The 17,122-nt window shown below is 71.7% G+C and carries 19 protein-coding genes; 17 read left to right on the plus strand and 2 right to left on the minus strand.

The genetic code is table 11. From position 1 onward, the window contains the following. Window positions 1-82: 82 nt before the first annotated feature. The 7 genes from AB0C38_RS15040 to AB0C38_RS15070 all read left to right on the plus strand — a co-directional run bounded on the left by AB0C38_RS15040 (window position 83) and on the right by AB0C38_RS15070 (window position 5,930). Complete coding sequence (locus tag AB0C38_RS15040) at window positions 83-1,129, plus strand: RDD family protein (protein WP_360672380.1); 1,047 nt, start codon at window positions 83-85, stop codon at window positions 1,127-1,129. 69 nt (window positions 1,130-1,198) lie between these two features. Next, window positions 1,199-1,669, plus strand: coding sequence for a CD225/dispanin family protein (locus tag AB0C38_RS15045; RefSeq protein ID WP_360672382.1), 471 nt, complete (start codon window positions 1,199-1,201; stop codon window positions 1,667-1,669). A gap of 60 nt (window positions 1,670-1,729) precedes the next feature. Continuing rightward, the gene (gene recO / locus AB0C38_RS15050; RefSeq protein WP_360672385.1) at window positions 1,730-2,536 is read left to right on the plus strand and encodes a DNA repair protein RecO; all 807 of its coding nucleotides are present in this window, start codon (window positions 1,730-1,732) and stop codon (window positions 2,534-2,536) included. 59 nt (window positions 2,537-2,595) lie between these two features. Continuing rightward, window positions 2,596-3,408, plus strand: coding sequence for an isoprenyl transferase (locus AB0C38_RS15055; protein WP_360672388.1), 813 nt, complete (start codon window positions 2,596-2,598; stop codon window positions 3,406-3,408). After that, on the plus strand, window positions 3,405-3,830 hold the full coding sequence (locus AB0C38_RS15060; RefSeq protein ID WP_360672391.1) for a YbjN domain-containing protein: 426 nt from the start codon (window positions 3,405-3,407) through the stop codon (window positions 3,828-3,830). Before AB0C38_RS15055 ends, AB0C38_RS15060 begins: the two co-directional genes overlap by 4 nt. Window positions 3,831-3,949: 119 nt before the next feature. After that, entirely contained in the window at window positions 3,950-4,951 is a 1,002-nt protein-coding gene (locus AB0C38_RS15065; RefSeq protein ID WP_360672394.1) for a permease, read from the plus strand. A 238-nt stretch (window positions 4,952-5,189) separates the two neighbouring features. Beyond that, window positions 5,190-5,930 (plus strand): TIGR03943 family protein, encoded by a 741-nt coding sequence (locus AB0C38_RS15070; protein WP_360672397.1) that lies wholly within the window; start codon window positions 5,190-5,192, stop codon window positions 5,928-5,930. Between the two features lie 143 nt (window positions 5,931-6,073). On the opposite strand, the gene AB0C38_RS15075 is transcribed toward AB0C38_RS15070, so the two are convergent. Continuing rightward, window positions 6,074-6,487 (minus strand): Fur family transcriptional regulator, encoded by a 414-nt coding sequence (locus tag AB0C38_RS15075; RefSeq protein WP_360672400.1) that lies wholly within the window; start codon window positions 6,485-6,487, stop codon window positions 6,074-6,076. Beyond that, window positions 6,487-6,852 (minus strand): metalloregulator ArsR/SmtB family transcription factor, encoded by a 366-nt coding sequence (locus AB0C38_RS15080; protein WP_360672671.1) that lies wholly within the window; start codon window positions 6,850-6,852, stop codon window positions 6,487-6,489. The genes AB0C38_RS15075 and AB0C38_RS15080 overlap by 1 nt, the downstream gene beginning before the upstream one ends. Window positions 6,853-7,129: 277 nt before the next feature. Here AB0C38_RS15080 and AB0C38_RS15085 point away from each other — a divergent pair, with 277 nt between their 5' ends. The 10 genes from AB0C38_RS15085 to AB0C38_RS15130 all read left to right on the plus strand — a co-directional run bounded on the left by AB0C38_RS15085 (window position 7,130) and on the right by AB0C38_RS15130 (window position 16,792). Then, a complete protein-coding gene (locus AB0C38_RS15085; RefSeq protein ID WP_360672403.1) occupies window positions 7,130-8,212 on the plus strand; it encodes a hypothetical protein in 1,083 nt (360 codons plus the stop codon). Continuing rightward, window positions 8,213-8,851 carry a class F sortase gene (locus AB0C38_RS15090; protein WP_360672406.1) on the plus strand — a complete coding sequence of 213 codons (639 nt, stop codon included), beginning with the start codon at window positions 8,213-8,215 and terminating at the stop codon, window positions 8,849-8,851. It begins immediately after the preceding gene. Between the two features lie 170 nt (window positions 8,852-9,021). Then, window positions 9,022-9,666 carry a class F sortase gene (locus tag AB0C38_RS15095; protein WP_360672409.1) on the plus strand — a complete coding sequence of 215 codons (645 nt, stop codon included), beginning with the start codon at window positions 9,022-9,024 and terminating at the stop codon, window positions 9,664-9,666. An 88-nt stretch (window positions 9,667-9,754) separates the two neighbouring features. Beyond that, a complete protein-coding gene (locus AB0C38_RS15100; protein ID WP_360672412.1) occupies window positions 9,755-11,143 on the plus strand; it encodes a glycine--tRNA ligase in 1,389 nt (462 codons plus the stop codon). 153 nt (window positions 11,144-11,296) lie between these two features. Further along, window positions 11,297-12,229 (plus strand): ABC transporter ATP-binding protein, encoded by a 933-nt coding sequence (locus AB0C38_RS15105; RefSeq protein WP_360672415.1) that lies wholly within the window; start codon window positions 11,297-11,299, stop codon window positions 12,227-12,229. After that, window positions 12,226-12,966 carry an ABC transporter permease gene (locus AB0C38_RS15110; RefSeq protein ID WP_360672417.1) on the plus strand — a complete coding sequence of 247 codons (741 nt, stop codon included), beginning with the start codon at window positions 12,226-12,228 and terminating at the stop codon, window positions 12,964-12,966. The genes AB0C38_RS15105 and AB0C38_RS15110 overlap by 4 nt, the downstream gene beginning before the upstream one ends. A 28-nt stretch (window positions 12,967-12,994) precedes the next feature. Continuing rightward, entirely contained in the window at window positions 12,995-14,197 is a 1,203-nt protein-coding gene (locus tag AB0C38_RS15115; RefSeq protein ID WP_360672420.1) for a sensor histidine kinase, read from the plus strand. Further along, a complete protein-coding gene (locus AB0C38_RS15120) occupies window positions 14,194-14,799 on the plus strand; it encodes a response regulator transcription factor (protein ID WP_360672423.1) in 606 nt (201 codons plus the stop codon). The genes AB0C38_RS15115 and AB0C38_RS15120 overlap by 4 nt, the downstream gene beginning before the upstream one ends. Before the next feature lie 32 nt (window positions 14,800-14,831). Next, window positions 14,832-15,485 carry a YdcF family protein gene (locus AB0C38_RS15125; protein WP_360672426.1) on the plus strand — a complete coding sequence of 218 codons (654 nt, stop codon included), beginning with the start codon at window positions 14,832-14,834 and terminating at the stop codon, window positions 15,483-15,485. Window positions 15,486-15,517: 32 nt separating this feature from the next. Further along, the gene (locus AB0C38_RS15130; protein ID WP_360672429.1) at window positions 15,518-16,792 is read left to right on the plus strand and encodes a deoxyguanosinetriphosphate triphosphohydrolase; all 1,275 of its coding nucleotides are present in this window, start codon (window positions 15,518-15,520) and stop codon (window positions 16,790-16,792) included. Window positions 16,793-17,122 lie beyond the last annotated feature (330 nt).

The raw sequence follows: 17,122 nt of genomic DNA on the forward strand, positions 1-17,122 counted from the left end.
GCTCCCGCGGACCAGTGCCGTACATTCGCACCCGGTTCCGCACGGAGCGTGCGGTGGAGTGACCAGCGAGGGGGATACCCAGATGACCGATCCCTACGGTCAGCAGCCGCCAGGGCAGCAGCCCGGGGGCCAGCAGCCGTTCGGACAACCGCAGCCCGGTCAGGCGCCGCCGCCGTACGGGCAGCCCGCGCCGTACGGGCAGCCGGCACCCTACGGGCAGCCGTCGCCGTTCGGCCAGCCGGGAACTCCCTTCGGTGCACCGCAAAACTACGCGAACTGGGGCCAGCGCGCCCTGGGCTGGCTCATCGACATGGGCCCGCTCGCGCTGCTGTACCTGATCTTCATCATCGTGGCGCTGATGGGCAAGATCGGCATCCTGCAGATCATCGTCATCCTCGGCACGCTCGCCTGGATCGGCTGGGCCGTCTTCAACCGCTGGATCCAGCAGGGCAACACCGGCCAGTCGCTCGGCAAGCGCGTCGCGAAGATCAAGCTCGTCAGCGAGGCCACCGGGCAGCCGATCGGCGCCGGCATGGCGTTCCTGCGCGATCTCGCCCACTTCGTCGACGGCGTCATCTGCTACGTCGGCTGGCTGTGGCCGCTGTGGGACGACAAGTCCCAGACCCTCGCCGACAAGATCGTCGGCACCGTCGTGATCAACGCCGACGACGCCGCCCCCTACGGGCAGCCCGGTGCGGGCCAGCCCGGCGCGCAGCCGTTCGGCGGCTACCCGCCGGCCGGGCAACAGCCGGGTCAGTTCGGCCAGCAGGCCGGCGGATTCCCGCAGCAGCCGCCTTCCGGTGGTTTCGGTCAGCCGCAGCCGCAGTCGGGCGGATTCCCGCAGCAGCCGTCCTCCGGTGGTTTCCCGCAGCAGCCGCAGTCCGGTGGCTTCGGCCAGCCGCAGCCGGGCCAGCCGCTCGCCCCGCCGCCGGGCGGTTCCGCCTTCGACGAGGTCGAGCGCACCGAGATGCTCCGCCCGGACACTCCCGCCGGGGGCGGGTCCGCGTTCGACGAGCAGGCCGAGCGCACGCAGATGCTGCGTCCCGAGGCGCAAGGCGAAGCCGGCGAGACCCAGAAGATCGACCCCGGCCAGTTCGGCCAGCCGCCGAACCAGCCGCCGCACCACTGACGCACGCCTTTTCCCGCATCACGCCGGGGTGATCCGGCGGACGTTCACGAGTAGTTGGGGTACCAGTTCATGACCAATCCCTACGGTCAGCAGCAGCCGCCTTACGGTCAGCAGCCGCAGTCCGGCGGTTTCCAGCAGCCGCAGCAGCCCGGCTACGGCCCGCCGTCGGGCGGCATGCCCGCGCCCTACGGCCAGCCCGCCCCGTACGGCCAGCCCCCGACCGGGGGCTTCGGCGCCCCCGGCTACGGCATGCCCGGCGGTGGCGGCGACATCAACGCCATCAAGGACTACAAGGGCTGGGCGATCGCCTCGCTCTTCCTGGGCGGCCTGATCCTCGGCATCTTCGCGATCATGAAGTCGAACGAGGTCGGCACGTACAAGATGCAGGGCAACTACATGATGGCGGAGCAGGCGTCGCGCACCACCAAGACGCTCTGCCTGATCTCCACCATCCTGGGCAGCATCGGCTGCGTCGTGGCGATCATCGCGATCATCGTCTCGGCCGTGGCCGTCAGCACCTGCTACGGCTACTACTGCTGATCCCGGTTCTTCAGCGGGGCGCTCCACCCCGGCATCACCCGAGAGTGGGACGATGTCGGGGTGGTGAACCTCTACCGCGACACCGGGGTGGTGTTGCGCACGCACAAGCTGGGTGAGGCCGACCGGATCGTCACCCTGCTCACGCGCCGGCACGGCAAGGTCCGCGCCGTCGCGAAGGGCGTGCGGCGCACCTCGTCGCGGTTCGGGGCCCGGCTGGAGCCGTTCGGCCACGTCGACGTGCAGTTCTACACCGGCCGCACGCTCGACGTGATCACCCAGGTCGAGACCGTCGACGCGTTCGCGTTGCCGCTGGTCGCCGACTACCAGCGCTACACCGCGGCCAGCGCGATCGCCGAAACCGCGGACCGGCTCTCGGCCGAAGAGGGCGAACCGGTGCTCAAGCTCTACCTCCTCGTCTGCGGCGCGCTGCGGTCCCTCGCCGCCGGGGAGCGTGACGCGTCCCTCGTGCTCGACGCGTTCTTCCTCCGCGCGATGTCCTACGCCGGCTGGGCCCCCGCGCTCACCGAATGCGCCCGCTGCGGCCTGCCCGGGCCGCACGTCGCGTTCAGCGTCACCGCCGGCGGCTCGATGTGCCAGGACTGCCGCGTGCCCGGCTGCGTGCACCCCGCGCCCGAGGTCCTGGACCTGCTCACGGCCCTGCTCCACGGCGAGTGGCCGATGGCCGAATCGACGTTGCCGGGCACCCGCCGCGACGCGAGTGGCCTGGTCGCGGCCCACCTGCAATGGCATCTGGAGCGTCAGCTCCGGTCCCTTCCCCTGGTCGAGCGACGTGCCCGGGAGACTGCAGTGACATCCGGGGCTTCGCCCCGTGCCGGGGGCTCCGCCACCCGGACCCCCGAGGGATAGGTGGTGCGCGGGCAGTAGGGTCGGGCCTGATCGATTTCACCCATCCAGGGAGGCCCGCCGTGCTGCGCAGGGGACGCGAGAACAAGGCGTCGCGATCCGAGCTGCGGGCCCCGGATCCGCACCCGTCGGGCGCGGTCCCGCCGGAAATCCCGCGCGAGCTGGTGCCGAAGCACGTCGCGCTGGTCATGGACGGCAACGGCCGCTGGGCCAACCAGCGCGGCCTGCCGCGGATCGAAGGCCACAAGCGCGGCGAAGCGGTGATGATCGACGTCGCCGCCGGCGCGGTGGAAATCGGCGTCAAGTGGCTCTCGGTGTACGCGTTCTCGACGGAGAACTGGAAGCGCAGCCCCGAAGAGGTGCGGTTCCTGATGGGCTTCAACCGCGACACCATCCGCCGCCAGGTCGACTACCTCGGCTCGATCGGCGTGCGCATCCGCTGGGCCGGGCGCCGGCCGAAGCTGTGGGCGTCGGTGATCAAGGAGCTGCAGGCGGCCGAAGAGAAGACCAAGCACAACACGGCGCTGAACATGACGATGTGCGTCAACTACGGCGGCCGCGCCGAGCTTGGCGACGCGATGCAGCGGATCGCGCGGGACGTCGCGGACGGCAAGTTGAACCCCGAGAAGGTCAACGAGAAGACCATCGGCAAGTACCTGTACCAGCCGGACATGCCGGACGTGGACCTGTTCCTGCGGCCTTCGGGCGAGCAGCGGACGTCGAACTTCCTGCTGTGGCAGTCGGCCTACGCCGAGATGGTCTACCAGGACACGCTGTTCCCGGACTTCGACCGGACGCACCTGTGGCGCGCGTGCCTGGAGTTCGCGAAACGGGATCGACGCTTCGGTGCCGCTGTCGACCAGGCGTCGTCATGAGCGCGACCGAAGCGGCCGAGACCGCGGAGCTGCTGACGCAGGCGAAGGAGTCCCTCGAGCGCTACCTCGAGGTGCACGTCGACGACGACGGCGCGCTGACGTTCGCCCACGGCGACGTCCCGTGCGTGATCCAGGCGACCCGGCTCGGCGAAGGCCTCACCGTGCTGACGCTGACCTGCGTGGTCGGCTGGGACCTCGCGGACAGCCCGGAGCTGTCGATCGCCGTCGCCGAACGGGCGGGGCAGGGGCTGTTCGGGACCTTGGGCGTCGGGCACTCCGACAACGGCGCGGACGTGACGCTGCGGTACGCGTTCCCGGGGGCGGGGCTGGACGCGTCGGCGCTCGGGACGTTGCTGATGCTGGTGGTGTCGACGGCGTCGCAGCTGCGGACCGATTTGCCGGGAATCGTGCCCGGCGAGTAACCCACTCGGGGCGTTCTTCCTGCCGCGAACGGCGAATTCCGGTCGGAATCCGGCACTTCTCGACCGTTCGCGGCTGTGCGGCGCTCTCGCTGTCGGACCGTTCTGGCATCATCGCCGTCGTGAACATCGTTTCCGACTCGGCTCGGCGCACCCGCCGGTTCCGCATCAGCTCCGTCGAGGTGCTGTGCGCGATCCTGCTGGTCGCGATCCTCGCCCAGGGCTGGCTGCAGCAGGCGTTCGACGTGCCCGCGCTGCGCACCGGCTCGACCGTGTTCGTCGCCGTCTGCGTGCAGGCGCTGCCGTTCCTCGTGCTGGGCGTGCTGATCAGCGGGGCCATCGCGGCGTTCGTGCCGGCCCGCGTGCTGGAGAAGGTGTTGCCCCGGCGGGCCGGCGCGGCGGTCGGCGTCGCGGGTCTGGCCGGGGTCGCGCTGCCGGGCTGTGAATGCGCTTCGGTGCCGGTGGCGCGCCGGCTGATGGGGCAGGGCGTGGCGCCGGCGGCGGCGCTGACGTTCCTGCTGGCGGCGCCGGCGGTGAACCCCGTGGTGCTGGTGGCGACCGCGGTGGCGTTCCCGGGCAAGCCGGAGATGGTGCTGGCGCGCTTCGCCGGTTCGCTGGCGACGGCGATGGTGATGGGCTGGCTGTGGGCCCGCTGGGGCAAGCTGGAGTGGATCACGGCCCGCGCGTTGCGGCGCCTGCCCGAAGTCCCGAGCGGCCACCGGTGGCGGGTGTTCGCCGAGACGGCCCGCACGGACCTGGTCGAGGCGGGCGGCTTCCTGGTGCTGGGAGCGCTGATCTCGTCGGCGCTGAACGTGCTGGTGCCGGCGAAGTGGTTCGGGGCGCTGGGCGAGCAGCTGGTGCTGGGCATCGTGGTGATGGCGGTGCTGGCGGTGGTGCTGGCGCTGTGCAGCGAGGCGGACGCGTTCGTGGCGGCTTCGCTGACGGCGTTGCCGATGCTGCCGAAGCTGGTGTTCCTTGTGGTGGGGCCGGCGGTGGACGTGAAGCTGTTCGCGTTGCAGGCGGGCACGTTCGGCCGGTCGTTCGCGGCCCGGTTCGCCCCGGCGACGTTCGTGGTGGCGGTGGTGTGTGCCGTGGTGGCAGGCCTGCTGGTGGGGGTGGCGTGATGGCGATGGCCGGCTCGCGAGCGCCGGTGGGTGCCCGGCCGCGCGGCTCGCGGAGTGCCGGCGTGAGGCGGAGGTTGTCGGCGGGCAGGGAGTCGGTGCCTGCCCGGCGGACCTTGCGGTTCGGCCGCTCGCGGAGCGCGGGCCGGAAGTCCTTGGCGGCCAACGCGTTGTCGCCCGCCTCGCGGGCCGGTGTGGTCAGCAGATCCTCGCGCACCCCCTTGTCGACCGTGGAGGCGGCGTGAAACGCGAAACCCAGAACATCCTGCTGATCCTGCTCGGCGGCGCGCTGGTCAAGATCGCGGTCAACGGCGACTACCTGCGCTACGTCAAGCCGGCGCAGCAGCCGTGGATCATCACCGGCGGGGCGGTCATGGTGCTGCTCGGGGCCGTCGCCATCGTGCGCGATCTCCTGGCCGCGCGGGCGAAAGCCGCCGCCGGACCGGACCCCGGCCACGACGACGACGGCCACTCGCACTCGGCACGGCCCGCCTGGCTGCTGCTGGTGCCGGTGCTGGCCGTCTTCCTCGTCGCGCCACCCGCCCTGGGCGCCGACTCGGTGATCCGGACTGAGGCGCGGGTCCCGGCGAGCGCCGCCGCCGCCGCCAACGCCGCCGCTTTCCCGCCGCTGCCGGCCGGGAACGTGGTGCCGCTGGCGGTGAACGAGTTCGTCAGCCGCGCGGGCTGGGATGCGGCGGGCACCCTCGACCGCCGCACGGTCTCGCTGACCGGCTTCGTCGTGCACACCGGCGGCGGCACGCTGCTGGCCCGCCTGGTGATCAGCTGCTGCGCGGCGGACGCGTTCCCGGTCACGGTCCACCTCCGCGGCGGCGAAGCCGACCACCTCGCGAGCGACGCGTGGATCCAGGTGACCGGCCAGGTCGTCCCCGGCACGGCGACGAAGGACAACAGCTACACGCCGGACTTCACCCTGGCCTCGATCACGACGGTCCCGGCACCCAAGGACCCGTACGAGTACTGAACCAGGCTCCCGGCGGCCCGAACGTCATGAACGAGTCGTTCATGACGTGGGCGGCCCTGAAAGAGTCGTTCACGTCATCTCGGCGGCCGGCGCGACCTCGCGGCCAGGGTGCCGGCACTGAGCCGGCACGCGCGCTCGCCGGCTCAGTGCTCGGCGCAGGTCCCGGTGATCTCCACCGTGTGCGAGATCTCCGAAAAGCCGTGCTCGGCCGCGATCTTCTCCGCCCAGCGCTCCACCGCGGGCCCCTCGACCTCCACCGTGCGGCCGCACAGGCGGCACACCAGGTGATGATGGTGGTGCGCCGAGCAACGCCGGTAGATCGCCTCGCCGGAGTCGGTGCGCAGGACGTCGATCTCGCCGGCCTCCGACAGCGACTGCAGCGTGCGGTAGACCGTCGTCAGGCCGATGCCGTCGCCACGTTTGCGCAGCTCGTCGTGCAGTTCCTGGGCCGAACGGAAGTCGTCGACGGTGCTCAGCAGCTCGACGACCGCGGCTCGCTGGCGGGTCGATCGGCGCCCAGGCACCGGGGCCTGGCTGCGCGGCGCGACGGCGTTCATCACTTTCCTTCCTGCACGTGGGCGACGGCGTCGACGACGATGTGCGCGAGGTGGTCGTCGGCGAGCCGGTAGACGACCTCGCGGCCGCGACGCTCACCCTGGACCACCCCGGCGGTCTTCAGCACCCGCAGGTGCTGGCTGATCAGCGGCTGGGCGACGTCGAGGGCGTCCACCAGCTCGTGCACGCACCGGTCGGCCGCGCGCAGCTGCAGCACGATCGCGATCCGGACCGGCGCCGCCAGCGCGCGCAGCAGGTCGCCCGCGTCGTTCAGGACCGCTGCCGGCGGGTGGGCCGGCGCCTCGGCCACCGCCGGGGCGCACTCCGAGAGGCCCGGCTGGGCGCCACCTCCGGTGACCGTCGCCATTCCCGCCTCCACGCTGCTCGTCATCGCCGCCGGCGACCATGAATTCCGTAGTCATTGCCGATAACGGCACCACCCATCCTAGTGTTCCCCGCGATAGCACCTCCTGCGTCACCGCGCTCTGCGGACTACGGCCGGTCGTATTACTCCATTCGGGTGAGTTCGTGGGGAATTGCCGCTTCGGCTTCGCATGTCGTGGCGGACGGTGCAAGGTTGTCGCGGAGCGTTTCGTCGCTTCTCGTACGCTGGCGACCCGCCCGAAGCAGAGCAGTGGGGAGACATGACCCGTTTCGTGACGAAAGCAGCCGCCCTGACGGCCGTCCTCTTCCCGCTGGTCGGCGCCGGGGTGGCCGGGGCGCAGAGCCAGGCCGTCGACGAAAAGACCGGGCCGGTCTCGTTCGCGAACATCGCGTCGGTCCGGATCGGCAGCGAAGGCCAAAAGGGCGGCGCCCTGATCACCGAGACCCAGCGCTCCCCGCTGCTGCCCGGCCAGTCGAAGCTCGGCACGGACCGCGTCTCGGTGCCCAAGGACGACGGCGAGCGCGCCACCTTCGGCGGGCACTACCAGATCGACCTCGGCCGCTACAGCAACGGCAACCCCTTCCCGGCGGGTGTCGCGAGCCGGGACCACAACGTCGTCGCCGCGCTGCAGGCGAGCACCGTGCCCACCGCCGTCGCCGAGACCAACTACGCGCTTCGCGACACCTGGCAGGGCGGCGCGAAGCCGGTCGACAACACCGTGCTGGTGCTCGAAGGCGCGAAGACGGCCGTGGACTGCACCGGGCCGGCGAAGCTCACCGGCACCTCGTCGGTGAGCAAGCTGTGGGTGCGCCAGGGTGACGGGCTCGGGATCGTCCCGATGCCCGGCGGCAACGCCGGCATCGAGCTGAAGAACCTGCGGCTCGGCCCGCCCGGCGACATCACGAACGCCAGCAAGGACACCACGGTCTCCGACCTCAGGCTGACCCGCGTCGGCGCGTTCGACCAGCTGATCCGTCAGGACGGCTGGCGCGGGGGCGACTACACCGCCGTCGCCGGCTGGCGCGTCGAGATCACCACCCACGTCAAGGACGCGGCGGGCACCGCGCTGCAGGACGTCCGGACGAACATCGTCCTCGGCGGGGTCAGCTGCTCGGTCCCGAAGGGCTTCGTCGCGAAGGCCGGCGGCCCCTCGGGCGGCACGAACGCCTCGCAGGCCGCGGTGCCCACGCAGGTCCCGGCCGGCTACCTCGGCGCGGCCGCGCCCGACACCGGCAGTGACGGTTCGCGCGTCCCGCTCGGCATCGGCCTGCTCTTCGGCGGGGTGTTCTTCGGGGCCGTCGCGCTGCTGCTCGGCAGGCGGCGCAACTCCGGGACGGACTAGGTGCTGCGCACCGGGCTGGCCGCCGTCTCGGCGGCGCTGGCCGTGGCCGCCTTCGCGGCCGGGGTGATCGTGCTGAGCTGGCTGCCGCCGACGAGCACCCAGGCCGCCGCGCCGCCGCCCGGCTCACTGCCGGGGGAGAACGCGGCCCCGGCCGTGCTGCCCGCGGACAGCGAGTCCGCCGCCCAGCAGCGCCCGGGCACGGTCCGGCTGCCCGACGGCGCCACCGCCCGCCTGGTCCGGACGGAGCTCACCGACCGCGGCGTGCTGCCGATCCCGCGCGGCCTGGGCGACGCCGCCTGGTGGGGCGCCAAGCTGGGCGCCGCCCAGGGCGCGGCACTGCTGTCCGGGCACGTGAACTGGGAGGGCCACCGCGGCCCGTTCGACGAGCTCTGGCGGATGCGCGACGGCGACGACGTGAGCGTGGTCGACGCGAAGGGCGGCCGCTGGGTCTACCGCGTCGACGACGTGGTGACGCTCCCGAAGGAGACGCTGCCGGAACAGGCCGCGAAGTGGTTCGCCCAGGACGGCCCGCACCGCCTGGTCCTGGTGACCTGCGGCGGCGACTTCGTCGGCGGCACCGAGGGCTACGACGAGAACCGCCTGGTCACGGCCAAGCTGGTGACGCGCCCCACCGGCTGACCGCGCGCCACCGGAAGGTCATGAACGAGTCTTTCACCGCGCCAGACGCCCTGAAAGAGTCGTTCATGGCATCCGCCGGGCCGGACCCGGCGCGATCCGATGCAACCTCCCGCACTCCGCACGGCATGTGTGTCTTCGCAACAGCACGACCAGCGAAGGAGCACAGGCGCATGCAGGAGCAGAACCCGGCGGAGCGGAAGAAGGGCTCCGGCCGCTGGTGGATCGTCGGCGTCGCCGGCGCGTTCGTGGTCGCGGCGCTCGTCGCCACCCTGCTCATCTTCACCGGAAAGGATGAACCCGCCGGCGCGAACGGCGCCAGTACCACGCCCGTCGCCGCCGCGGAGCAGCCCGCGAAGCAGGACATCGGGCAGGCGCCGTCGCAGCTTTCGCTGCCCGGGGGTGGCGCCGCGAAGCTCGTCCAGGAGGACCTCGACGACGCGGGCGCCCTCAAGATCCCCGAGGGGCTCGACGAAGCCGCCTGGTGGGGCGCGAAGCTGGGCGCCGACCACGGTGTCGCGCTGCTTTCCGGGCACGTCAACTGGAAGGGCAAGAAGGGCCCGTTCAACGAGCTGTGGCAGGTCAAGCAGGGTCAGGAGGTCAAGCTGACCGACGCCGCGGGCGGGGCCTGGGTCTACCGGGTCGACGCGACCGAGACCATCCACAAGACCGAGCTGGCCGGCCGGTCGGCGCAGCTGTTCGACCCGGACGGCCCGCACAAGCTGCTCCTGGTCACCTGCGGGGGCGAGTACGTCGGCGGCTCCGAGGGTTACGAGGACAACCGCGTCGTGACGGCGTCGCTGGTGTCCCGGCCGTAGCCTCACCTGCGCGAAAAGCACTGGGCCCCGGCGGATACCCTGGACGTTCTAGTCCGATAACCGTCCCCGCATGCTTCCGGAGCGTGGAGTGCCCACGAATACCATCGATACCGTAGTCAGCCTGTGCAAGCGCCGTGGTTTCGTCTTCCCCAGCGGAGAGATCTACGGCGGTACCCGCTCGGCGTGGGACTACGGGCCGCTCGGGGTCGAGCTCAAGGACAACATCAAGCGCCAGTGGTGGAAGACCGTGGTCCAGGCTCGCGACGACGTCGTCGGCCTCGACTCCTCGGTCATCCTGCCGCGCCAGGTCTGGGTGGCTTCGGGGCACGTCAACGTGTTCACCGACCCGCTGATCGAGTGCCTCTCGTGCCACAAGCGGTTCCGCGCGGACCAGCTCGCCGAGGAGTACTCGGCGCGCAGCGGCAAGGAGACCACCGAGGACGACCTGTCCGACGTGCCCTGCCCGAACTGCGGCACCCGCGGCAAGTACACCGCGCCGCGGGACTTCAACATGATGCTGAAGACCTACCTCGGCCCGGTGGAGACCGAAGAAGGCCTGCACTACCTCCGTCCGGAGACCGCGCAGGGCATCTTCGTCAACTACCTCAACGTGCAGACGACGGCCCGCAAGAAGCCGCCGTTCGGCATCGGCCAGATCGGCAAGTCGTTCCGCAACGAGATCACGCCGGGCAACTTCATCTTCCGGACGCGCGAGTTCGAGCAGATGGAGATGGAGTTCTTCGTCGAGCCGGGCGAGGACGAGACCTGGCACCAGTACTGGATCGACGAGCGCACGAAGTGGTACACGGAGCTCGGCATCAAGGCCGACAACCTGCGCCACTTCGAGCACCCGAAGGAAAAGCTCTCGCACTACGCGAAGCGCACCGTCGACATCGAGTATCGCTTCGCGTTCAACGCCGGGCAGGAGTGGGGTGAGCTCGAAGGCATCGCCAACCGCACCGACTTCGACCTGACCACGCACTCGAACCACTCGGGCGTCGACCTGTCGTACTTCGACCCCACCTCGAAGCAGCGGTTCCGGCCGTTCGTGATCGAGCCGGCGGCCGGTGTCGGCCGGTCGATGATGGCGTTCCTGATCGACGCCTACCACGAGGACGAGGTGCCGAACGCCAAGGGCGGCACCGAGAAGCGCGTGGTGCTGAAGCTCGACCCGCGGCTCGCGCCGTACAAGGCCGCGGTGCTGCCGCTGTCGCGCAACGCCGACCTGACCCCGAAGGCGAAGGCCGTCGCCGACCTGCTGCGCAAGCACTGGAACATCGACTTCGACGACGCCGGGTCGATCGGCAAGCGGTACCGCCGCCAGGAGGAGATCGGCACGCCGTACTGCGTGACGGTCGACTTCGACAGCCTCGAGGACCACGCCGTCACGGTCCGCGACCGCGACACCATGGCGCAGGAACGCGTCGCGATCGACAAGCTCGAGTCGTACCTGGCCGGCCGCCTGATCGGCTGCTGACCCCGAAGGTCCGTGAAGGCCTCCTTACCGGCTCAAGATGCCGGTAAGGAGGCCTTCACGGCTTTCCGGCGAGCCGCACCCCTGACACCTGTCACCCCCAGGTCGTGACGCTCGGCCTGCGGACGGGGGCCGTCCGGGCGGCAGCCTGGGGGCATGCGAGAAAACGACATCCAGGCGGTGGCGGCGGGGGCCGCGGTCCACCTCACCGGCCTGCGCAAGCACTACGGCGACGTCCACGCGGTCGACGGCGTCGACCTGACCATCGCCCCGGGCGAGGTGGTCGCCCTGCTCGGCCCCAACGGCGCGGGCAAGTCCACCACCGTCGACATGATCCTCGGCCTGACCACGCCGGACGCGGGCGAGGTGCGCGTGTTCGGCCGCCGGCCGATCGACGCGGTCCGCGCCGGCCTGATCGGCGCGATGCTGCAGGGCGGCGCCCTGATGGACGACCTGACCGTCGGGGAGACCGTCGGCATGGTCGCGGCCCTGCACAGCCGGCCGATGCCGGTGGCCGAGGCCCTGCGCGCCGCCGGGGTCGACGAGCTGGCCGACCGCCGGGCGAACAAGCTCTCCGGCGGGCAGAAGCAGCGCGTGCGCTTCGCCGTCGCGCTGGTCAGCAACCCCGATCTGCTGATCCTCGACGAGCCGACGGCCGCGATGGACGTCGGCACCCGCCGCGAGTTCTGGCAGTCGATGTACTCGTTCACCGAGTCCGGCCGCACGGTCGTGTTCGCCACGCACTACCTCGAAGAGGCCGAGGAGTTCGCCGACCGGGTGGTGCTGATGCGGCGCGGCCGGGTCGTCGCCGACGGCTCGGTCGCCGAGGTCCGGGCGCTGGCCGGCGGCCGCACGCTGCGCGCCGCCGTCCCGGGTACCACCGAAGCCGTCATCGCGGCCCTGCCCGGCGTCAAGGAGTTCGAACTGCGCGGCGACCGCGTCGCGATCTCCACCGGCGACTCCGACGCGACGCTGTGGGCGCTCAAGGCCGCGGTGCCCGCGGTGCACGACGTCGAAATCAGTGCCGTCGGCCTCGAAGGCGCCTTCCTCTCCCTGACCGCCGACGAGACCCCGGAGTCCGTGCGATGAACGCCGCCTACCTGCTCACCGAGATCCGCCGGAACTTCCGGGCGCCGCGGTTCCTGATCTTCGTCATCGCGTTCCCGGTGCTGATGTTCCTGCTGCAGGCCGAAGTCTTCGTGAAGGCCGACGCACCCGACCACGCGGCGTTCGCTGCCGTCGTGATGATCAACATGATGACCTTCGGGACGTTCGCCGCGGCCAACACCAGCGGCGCCCGGCTGGCGCTGGAACGCGCGCTCGGCTGGCAGCGCCAGCTGCGCCTGACCCCGCTCACCGGCACGGGCTACCTGGCGGGCAAGGGTATCTCGGGCATGCTCGTCGGCCTGCCCGCGCTGATCCTGGTGCCGGTGCTCGCCGTGGTGGCCGAGGGCGTGCACCTCGACGCCGCGGGCTGGGTGCGGATCTTCGCCGGGATCTTCCTCGGCACGATCCCGCTGGTGCTGCTCGGCCTGCTGATCGGGCAGTTCGGCACGCCCGACTCGATGCAGCCGATCAACATGCTGGTCACCCTCGGCATGGGCTTCCTCGGCGGGCTGTGGATCCCGATCGAGACCATGCCGACCTGGATGCACGACGTCGCCCAGATCATGCCGACGTACTGGGTGCTGCAGCTGGCCCGGCCGGCGGTGACCACCGACATGGTGGTGTCGCTGCCGAGCGCGGTGGCGGTGCTCGCGGGGTGGACGGTCGTGCTGGGAGCGCTGGTGATCAGGCGTTACCGTAAGGACAGCGCCCGGGTCTGAGGGCCGGGGACGGGGAACGGGAACGGCGATGGCCAAGGACGAAGCGCAGAAGTACGGGCTGAGCCACCACGAGACGTGGTGGGAGGACCCGCCGCCCAACCGGGGCCGCAGCGGGCCGGACAAGTTCCGGTGGCCGCTCCTGTCGGTCGTGTTCACCCTGCCCTACCTCATCCCGGTGACGAAGTCGCTGCTGGCCAGGGACCCGGTGACGCCAGGCGTGGTGGCGATGTGGGTGCTCGTCTACGGCGTCGCGGCCTCGTACGCGCTCTTCCCGCTGGCGTTCGACCGGGCCCGCCCGTTCCGGTTCGCCTACAGCGTGTGGATGCTCGCCCTGGGCCTCGCCGTGGTCGCCGCGACGGGCGCCAACCCGTTCGTCATGCTCTACGGCACCGCCGCGCTGGTGTTCCTGCTACCGCTGGCCTGGGTGGTGATCCTCGACGGCCTCGCGCTGCTGCTGGGGGCCGGGATCCTGCTGCTGGACGGCCGGTTCGGCGACGGCTGGGGCGACCTGGTCACCGTCGCGTCGGTGACGATGGCGATGTTCTTCATGTCCAGCCTGGTCCGGGCGGTCCGGCGGCTGCAGCTGGCCAACGAGGAGATCGCCACGCTCGCGGTGGCGAACGAACGCGAGCGCGTCGCCCGCGACCTGCACGACCTGCTCGGGCACAGCCTCACCACGATCACCGTCAAGGCGGGGCTGGCCCGGCGGGTGCTGGAGAGCGCCGGCGACATCCCGCGCGCGGTCCAGGAGATCCGCGAGGTCGAGGGCCTCACCCGCAGTGCGCTGTCCGACGTCCGCGCCACCGTGTCGGAGTACCGGGAGGTGTCGTTGTCGGCCGAGATCGTCGGCGCCCGGGCCGCGTTGCGGGCCGCGGAGATCGACGCCGACCTGCCGCACGCGGTCGACAACGTGCGGCCCGAGCTCCAGAGCGTCTTCGGGTACGTGCTGCGCGAGGCCGTGACGAACGTGCTGCGGCACTCCGGGGCCAAGCTGGTCAAGGTGAAGCTGGGGGACACCTGGCTGGAGGTCGAAGACGACGGCACCGCCACCGAGGTGGTCGCGGGCAACGGCCTGCGCGGGCTGACCGAGCGGCTGGCCGCGGCCGGGGGCACCCTGCGGGCCTCGGCGCGGCCCGGGGGAGGATTGCTGGTGCGGGCGGAGGTCCCGCAGCCGGAACCCCGCGCGGCCGCCCCGGCCGTGCGCGCCGAAGCCGCGGGAGGACTCGCTTGATCCGGGTGTTGCTGGCCGACGACCAGGCCATGGTGCGCGGCGCGCTGGCGACCGTGCTCGGCCTCGAATCGGACATCGAGGTGGTCGGGCAGGTCGGCTCCGGCGACGAGGTGGTGGCCGCCGCGCGCGAGGCCAAGCCCGACGTCGCCCTGCTCGACGTGCAGATGCCGGGCAAGGACGGCCTGGAGGCGGCGGCCGACCTGCGGGCCGCGCTCCCGTCGTGCCGGGTGATCATCTGCACGACGTTCGGCCGGCCGGGCTACCTGGCCCGCGCGATGGCGGCGGGCGCGGCCGGGTTCGTCGTCAAGGACGCTCCGCCCGAGCAGCTCGTCGAGGCCGTCCGTCGCGTCCACAGTGGACTCCGGGTGGTGGACCCGGCGCTGGCCGCCGAGTCGCTGGCCACCGGCGCCAGCCCGCTCACCGCGCGGGAGCGGGATGTGCTGCGGGAGGCCAAGGACGGCAGCACGGTGGCCGACGTGGCGCGGGCGCTGCACCTGTCGGAGGGCACCGTGCGCAACCACCTGTCCGCCGCGATCGGCAAGACCGGCGCCCGGACCCGGGCCGAAGCGGTACGGGTCTCCGAGGAACGCGGCTGGCTCTGAGCGGCCGGTGGCCTTCTGACAAGATGGTCCGGGTGGGTACCGCTGAACGCACCAAACCGACGCGCGCGAGCTGGGCGCGCCGGATCGCCTTCGGCACGGTCCTCATGCTGCTCGCGCTCGTCGGCGGCACGGCGTTCCGCGTCTGGCAGGTCGCGCGCGAGAACGACCGGACGCCCGCCGACGTCATCGTGGTGCTGGGCGCGGCGCAGTACAACGGCAAGCCGTCGGACATCTACGCGGCGCGGCTGGTCAAGGCGAAGCAGCTCTACGACTCGGGCGTCGCGAAGACGATCGTCACCGCGGGCGGCAAGAAGGCCGAGGACAACTTCACCGAGGCCCGCGCCGGCCAGCTCTGGCTGACCCGGCACGGCGTGCCTTCTTCGGCGACGCTGGCGGTCGGCGAGGGCAGCGACACGCTGCGGAGCCTCCGGGCGGTCGCCAGCGAGGTCCAGGGGCGCGGCTGGCACTCGGTGGTGCTGGTGAGCGACCCGTGGCACTCCTTCCGGGCCCGGACCATGGCGGACGACCTGGGCCTGGACGCCTGGACCGCACCGACGCACAGCGGGCCGATCGTGCAGGAGCGCGTCACGCAGGTGCGCTACATCATCCGCGAGACCGGCGCGCTGCTGTACTACCGGCTGACGAAGACCCCGGCCGACGATCTCTTCGCCACCTTCCTCGGCTGAGTTTTGTCGGTGGCCGCGTTTAGGCTGGTCGGGTGGACTACACCGAGCACGACACCGCCCGCCTGCTGCCGGAACCGGCGAAGGGCGCGGCGCTGCCCGGCACGCGCGCGGACGGGCGCAGCGCGTTCTCGCGCGACCGGGCCCGCGTGCTGCACTCGGCGGCCCTGCGGCGGCTCGCGGGCAAGACCCAGGTGGTCGGGCCGGGGGAGGGCGCCGAGGTCACCGGCGTCCCGCGCACGCGGCTGACGCACTCCCTGGAGGTCGCGCAGATCGGGCGCGGGATCGCCGACGAGCTGGGCGCGGACCCGGACGTGGTGGACACCGCGGGGCTGGCGCACGACATCGGGCACCCGCCGTTCGGGCACAACGGCGAGCGCGCGCTCGACGAGGTGGCCACTTCGTGCGGCGGCTTCGAAGGCAACGCGCAGACGTTGCGCATCCTCACCCGGCTGGAACCGAAGCTCCTGTCCGCCGACGGCGACCCGGTGGGGCTCAACCTGACTCGCGCGTGCCTGGACGCGACCACGAAGTACCCGTGGCCGCGCAAGCCGGGGCAGGTGAAGTACGGCGTGTACGCCGACGACGTCCCGGTGTTCTCGTGGGTCCGCGAAGGGGCGCCGGAAGAGCGGACGTGCCTGGAAGCGCAGATCATGGACTGGGCGGACGACGTCGCGTACTCGGTGCACGACGTCGAGGACGGGGTGCTGGCCGGCCGGATCAAGCTGCGCGTGCTCGCCCACCCGGACGAGCGCGCGGCCGTCGCCGAGGCCGCGGCCAAGCACTTCTCGGCGCAGTCGGTGTCCACTTTGGAGGATGCGGCGGCGGAGCTGCTGGCGCTGCCGGTGGTGGCGGCGCTGACGTCGGCCGAGCCGGACGGCTCCCCGGGCGCGCAGGTGGCGTTGAAGCGGCTGACGAGCGAACTGGTCGGCCGCTTCACGACGGCGGCGGTCACAGGCACCCGCGCGGAGTACGGCGAGGGGCCGCTGGGCCGCTACCGGGCGCGGCTGTGCGTCCCGGAGCAGGTCGCGGCGGAGGTGGCGCTGCTGAAGGCGCTGGCGCTGCGGTACGTGATGAGCGACCGCCGCCGGCTGGCGATGCAGGAAGGCCAGCGCGAGCTGCTGGTGGAGCTGGTCCACGCGCTGGCCCGCCGGGCACCGGAGTCCCTGGACCCGCTGTTCGTCCCGGCCTGGAACACCGCGCGCGACGACGCGGGGCTGCTGCGGGTGGTGATCGACCAGGTCGCCTCGCTCACGGACGCGCAGGCCCACACGTGGTACTCGTGGCACGTAACCCGCCACCACCGCTGACCCGTGCTCGAAAGGTCGACACACGTGATCCGAGGGTCGACACGCGTGATTGAAGGGTCACCACGGCGCGGGCGTGGGTCTTCGCCGTGTCGACCCTCCAATCACGCGAGTTGACCTCCCAATCACGCGAGCCGACCCTCTAGGCACGCGAGCTGACCCTGCAGGTGCGTAAGTCGACCCTTCGGGTACGTGAGTCGACCGTCTGGGTGTGGAGTGCGGGCCTGTGTGGGCGGTGGTTCCGGCATTCGGCTGTACTCCTCCGCGTGGGGGATTTGTCACCCGTGGGCGGAGTTCCGCGTGGCCGCCCGGTGGGGTGAACCGTTCCGGTAG

It is taken from the genome of Amycolatopsis sp. NPDC048633 (assembly GCF_040650695.1).
Taxonomy (GTDB): domain Bacteria; phylum Actinomycetota; class Actinomycetes; order Mycobacteriales; family Pseudonocardiaceae; genus Amycolatopsis.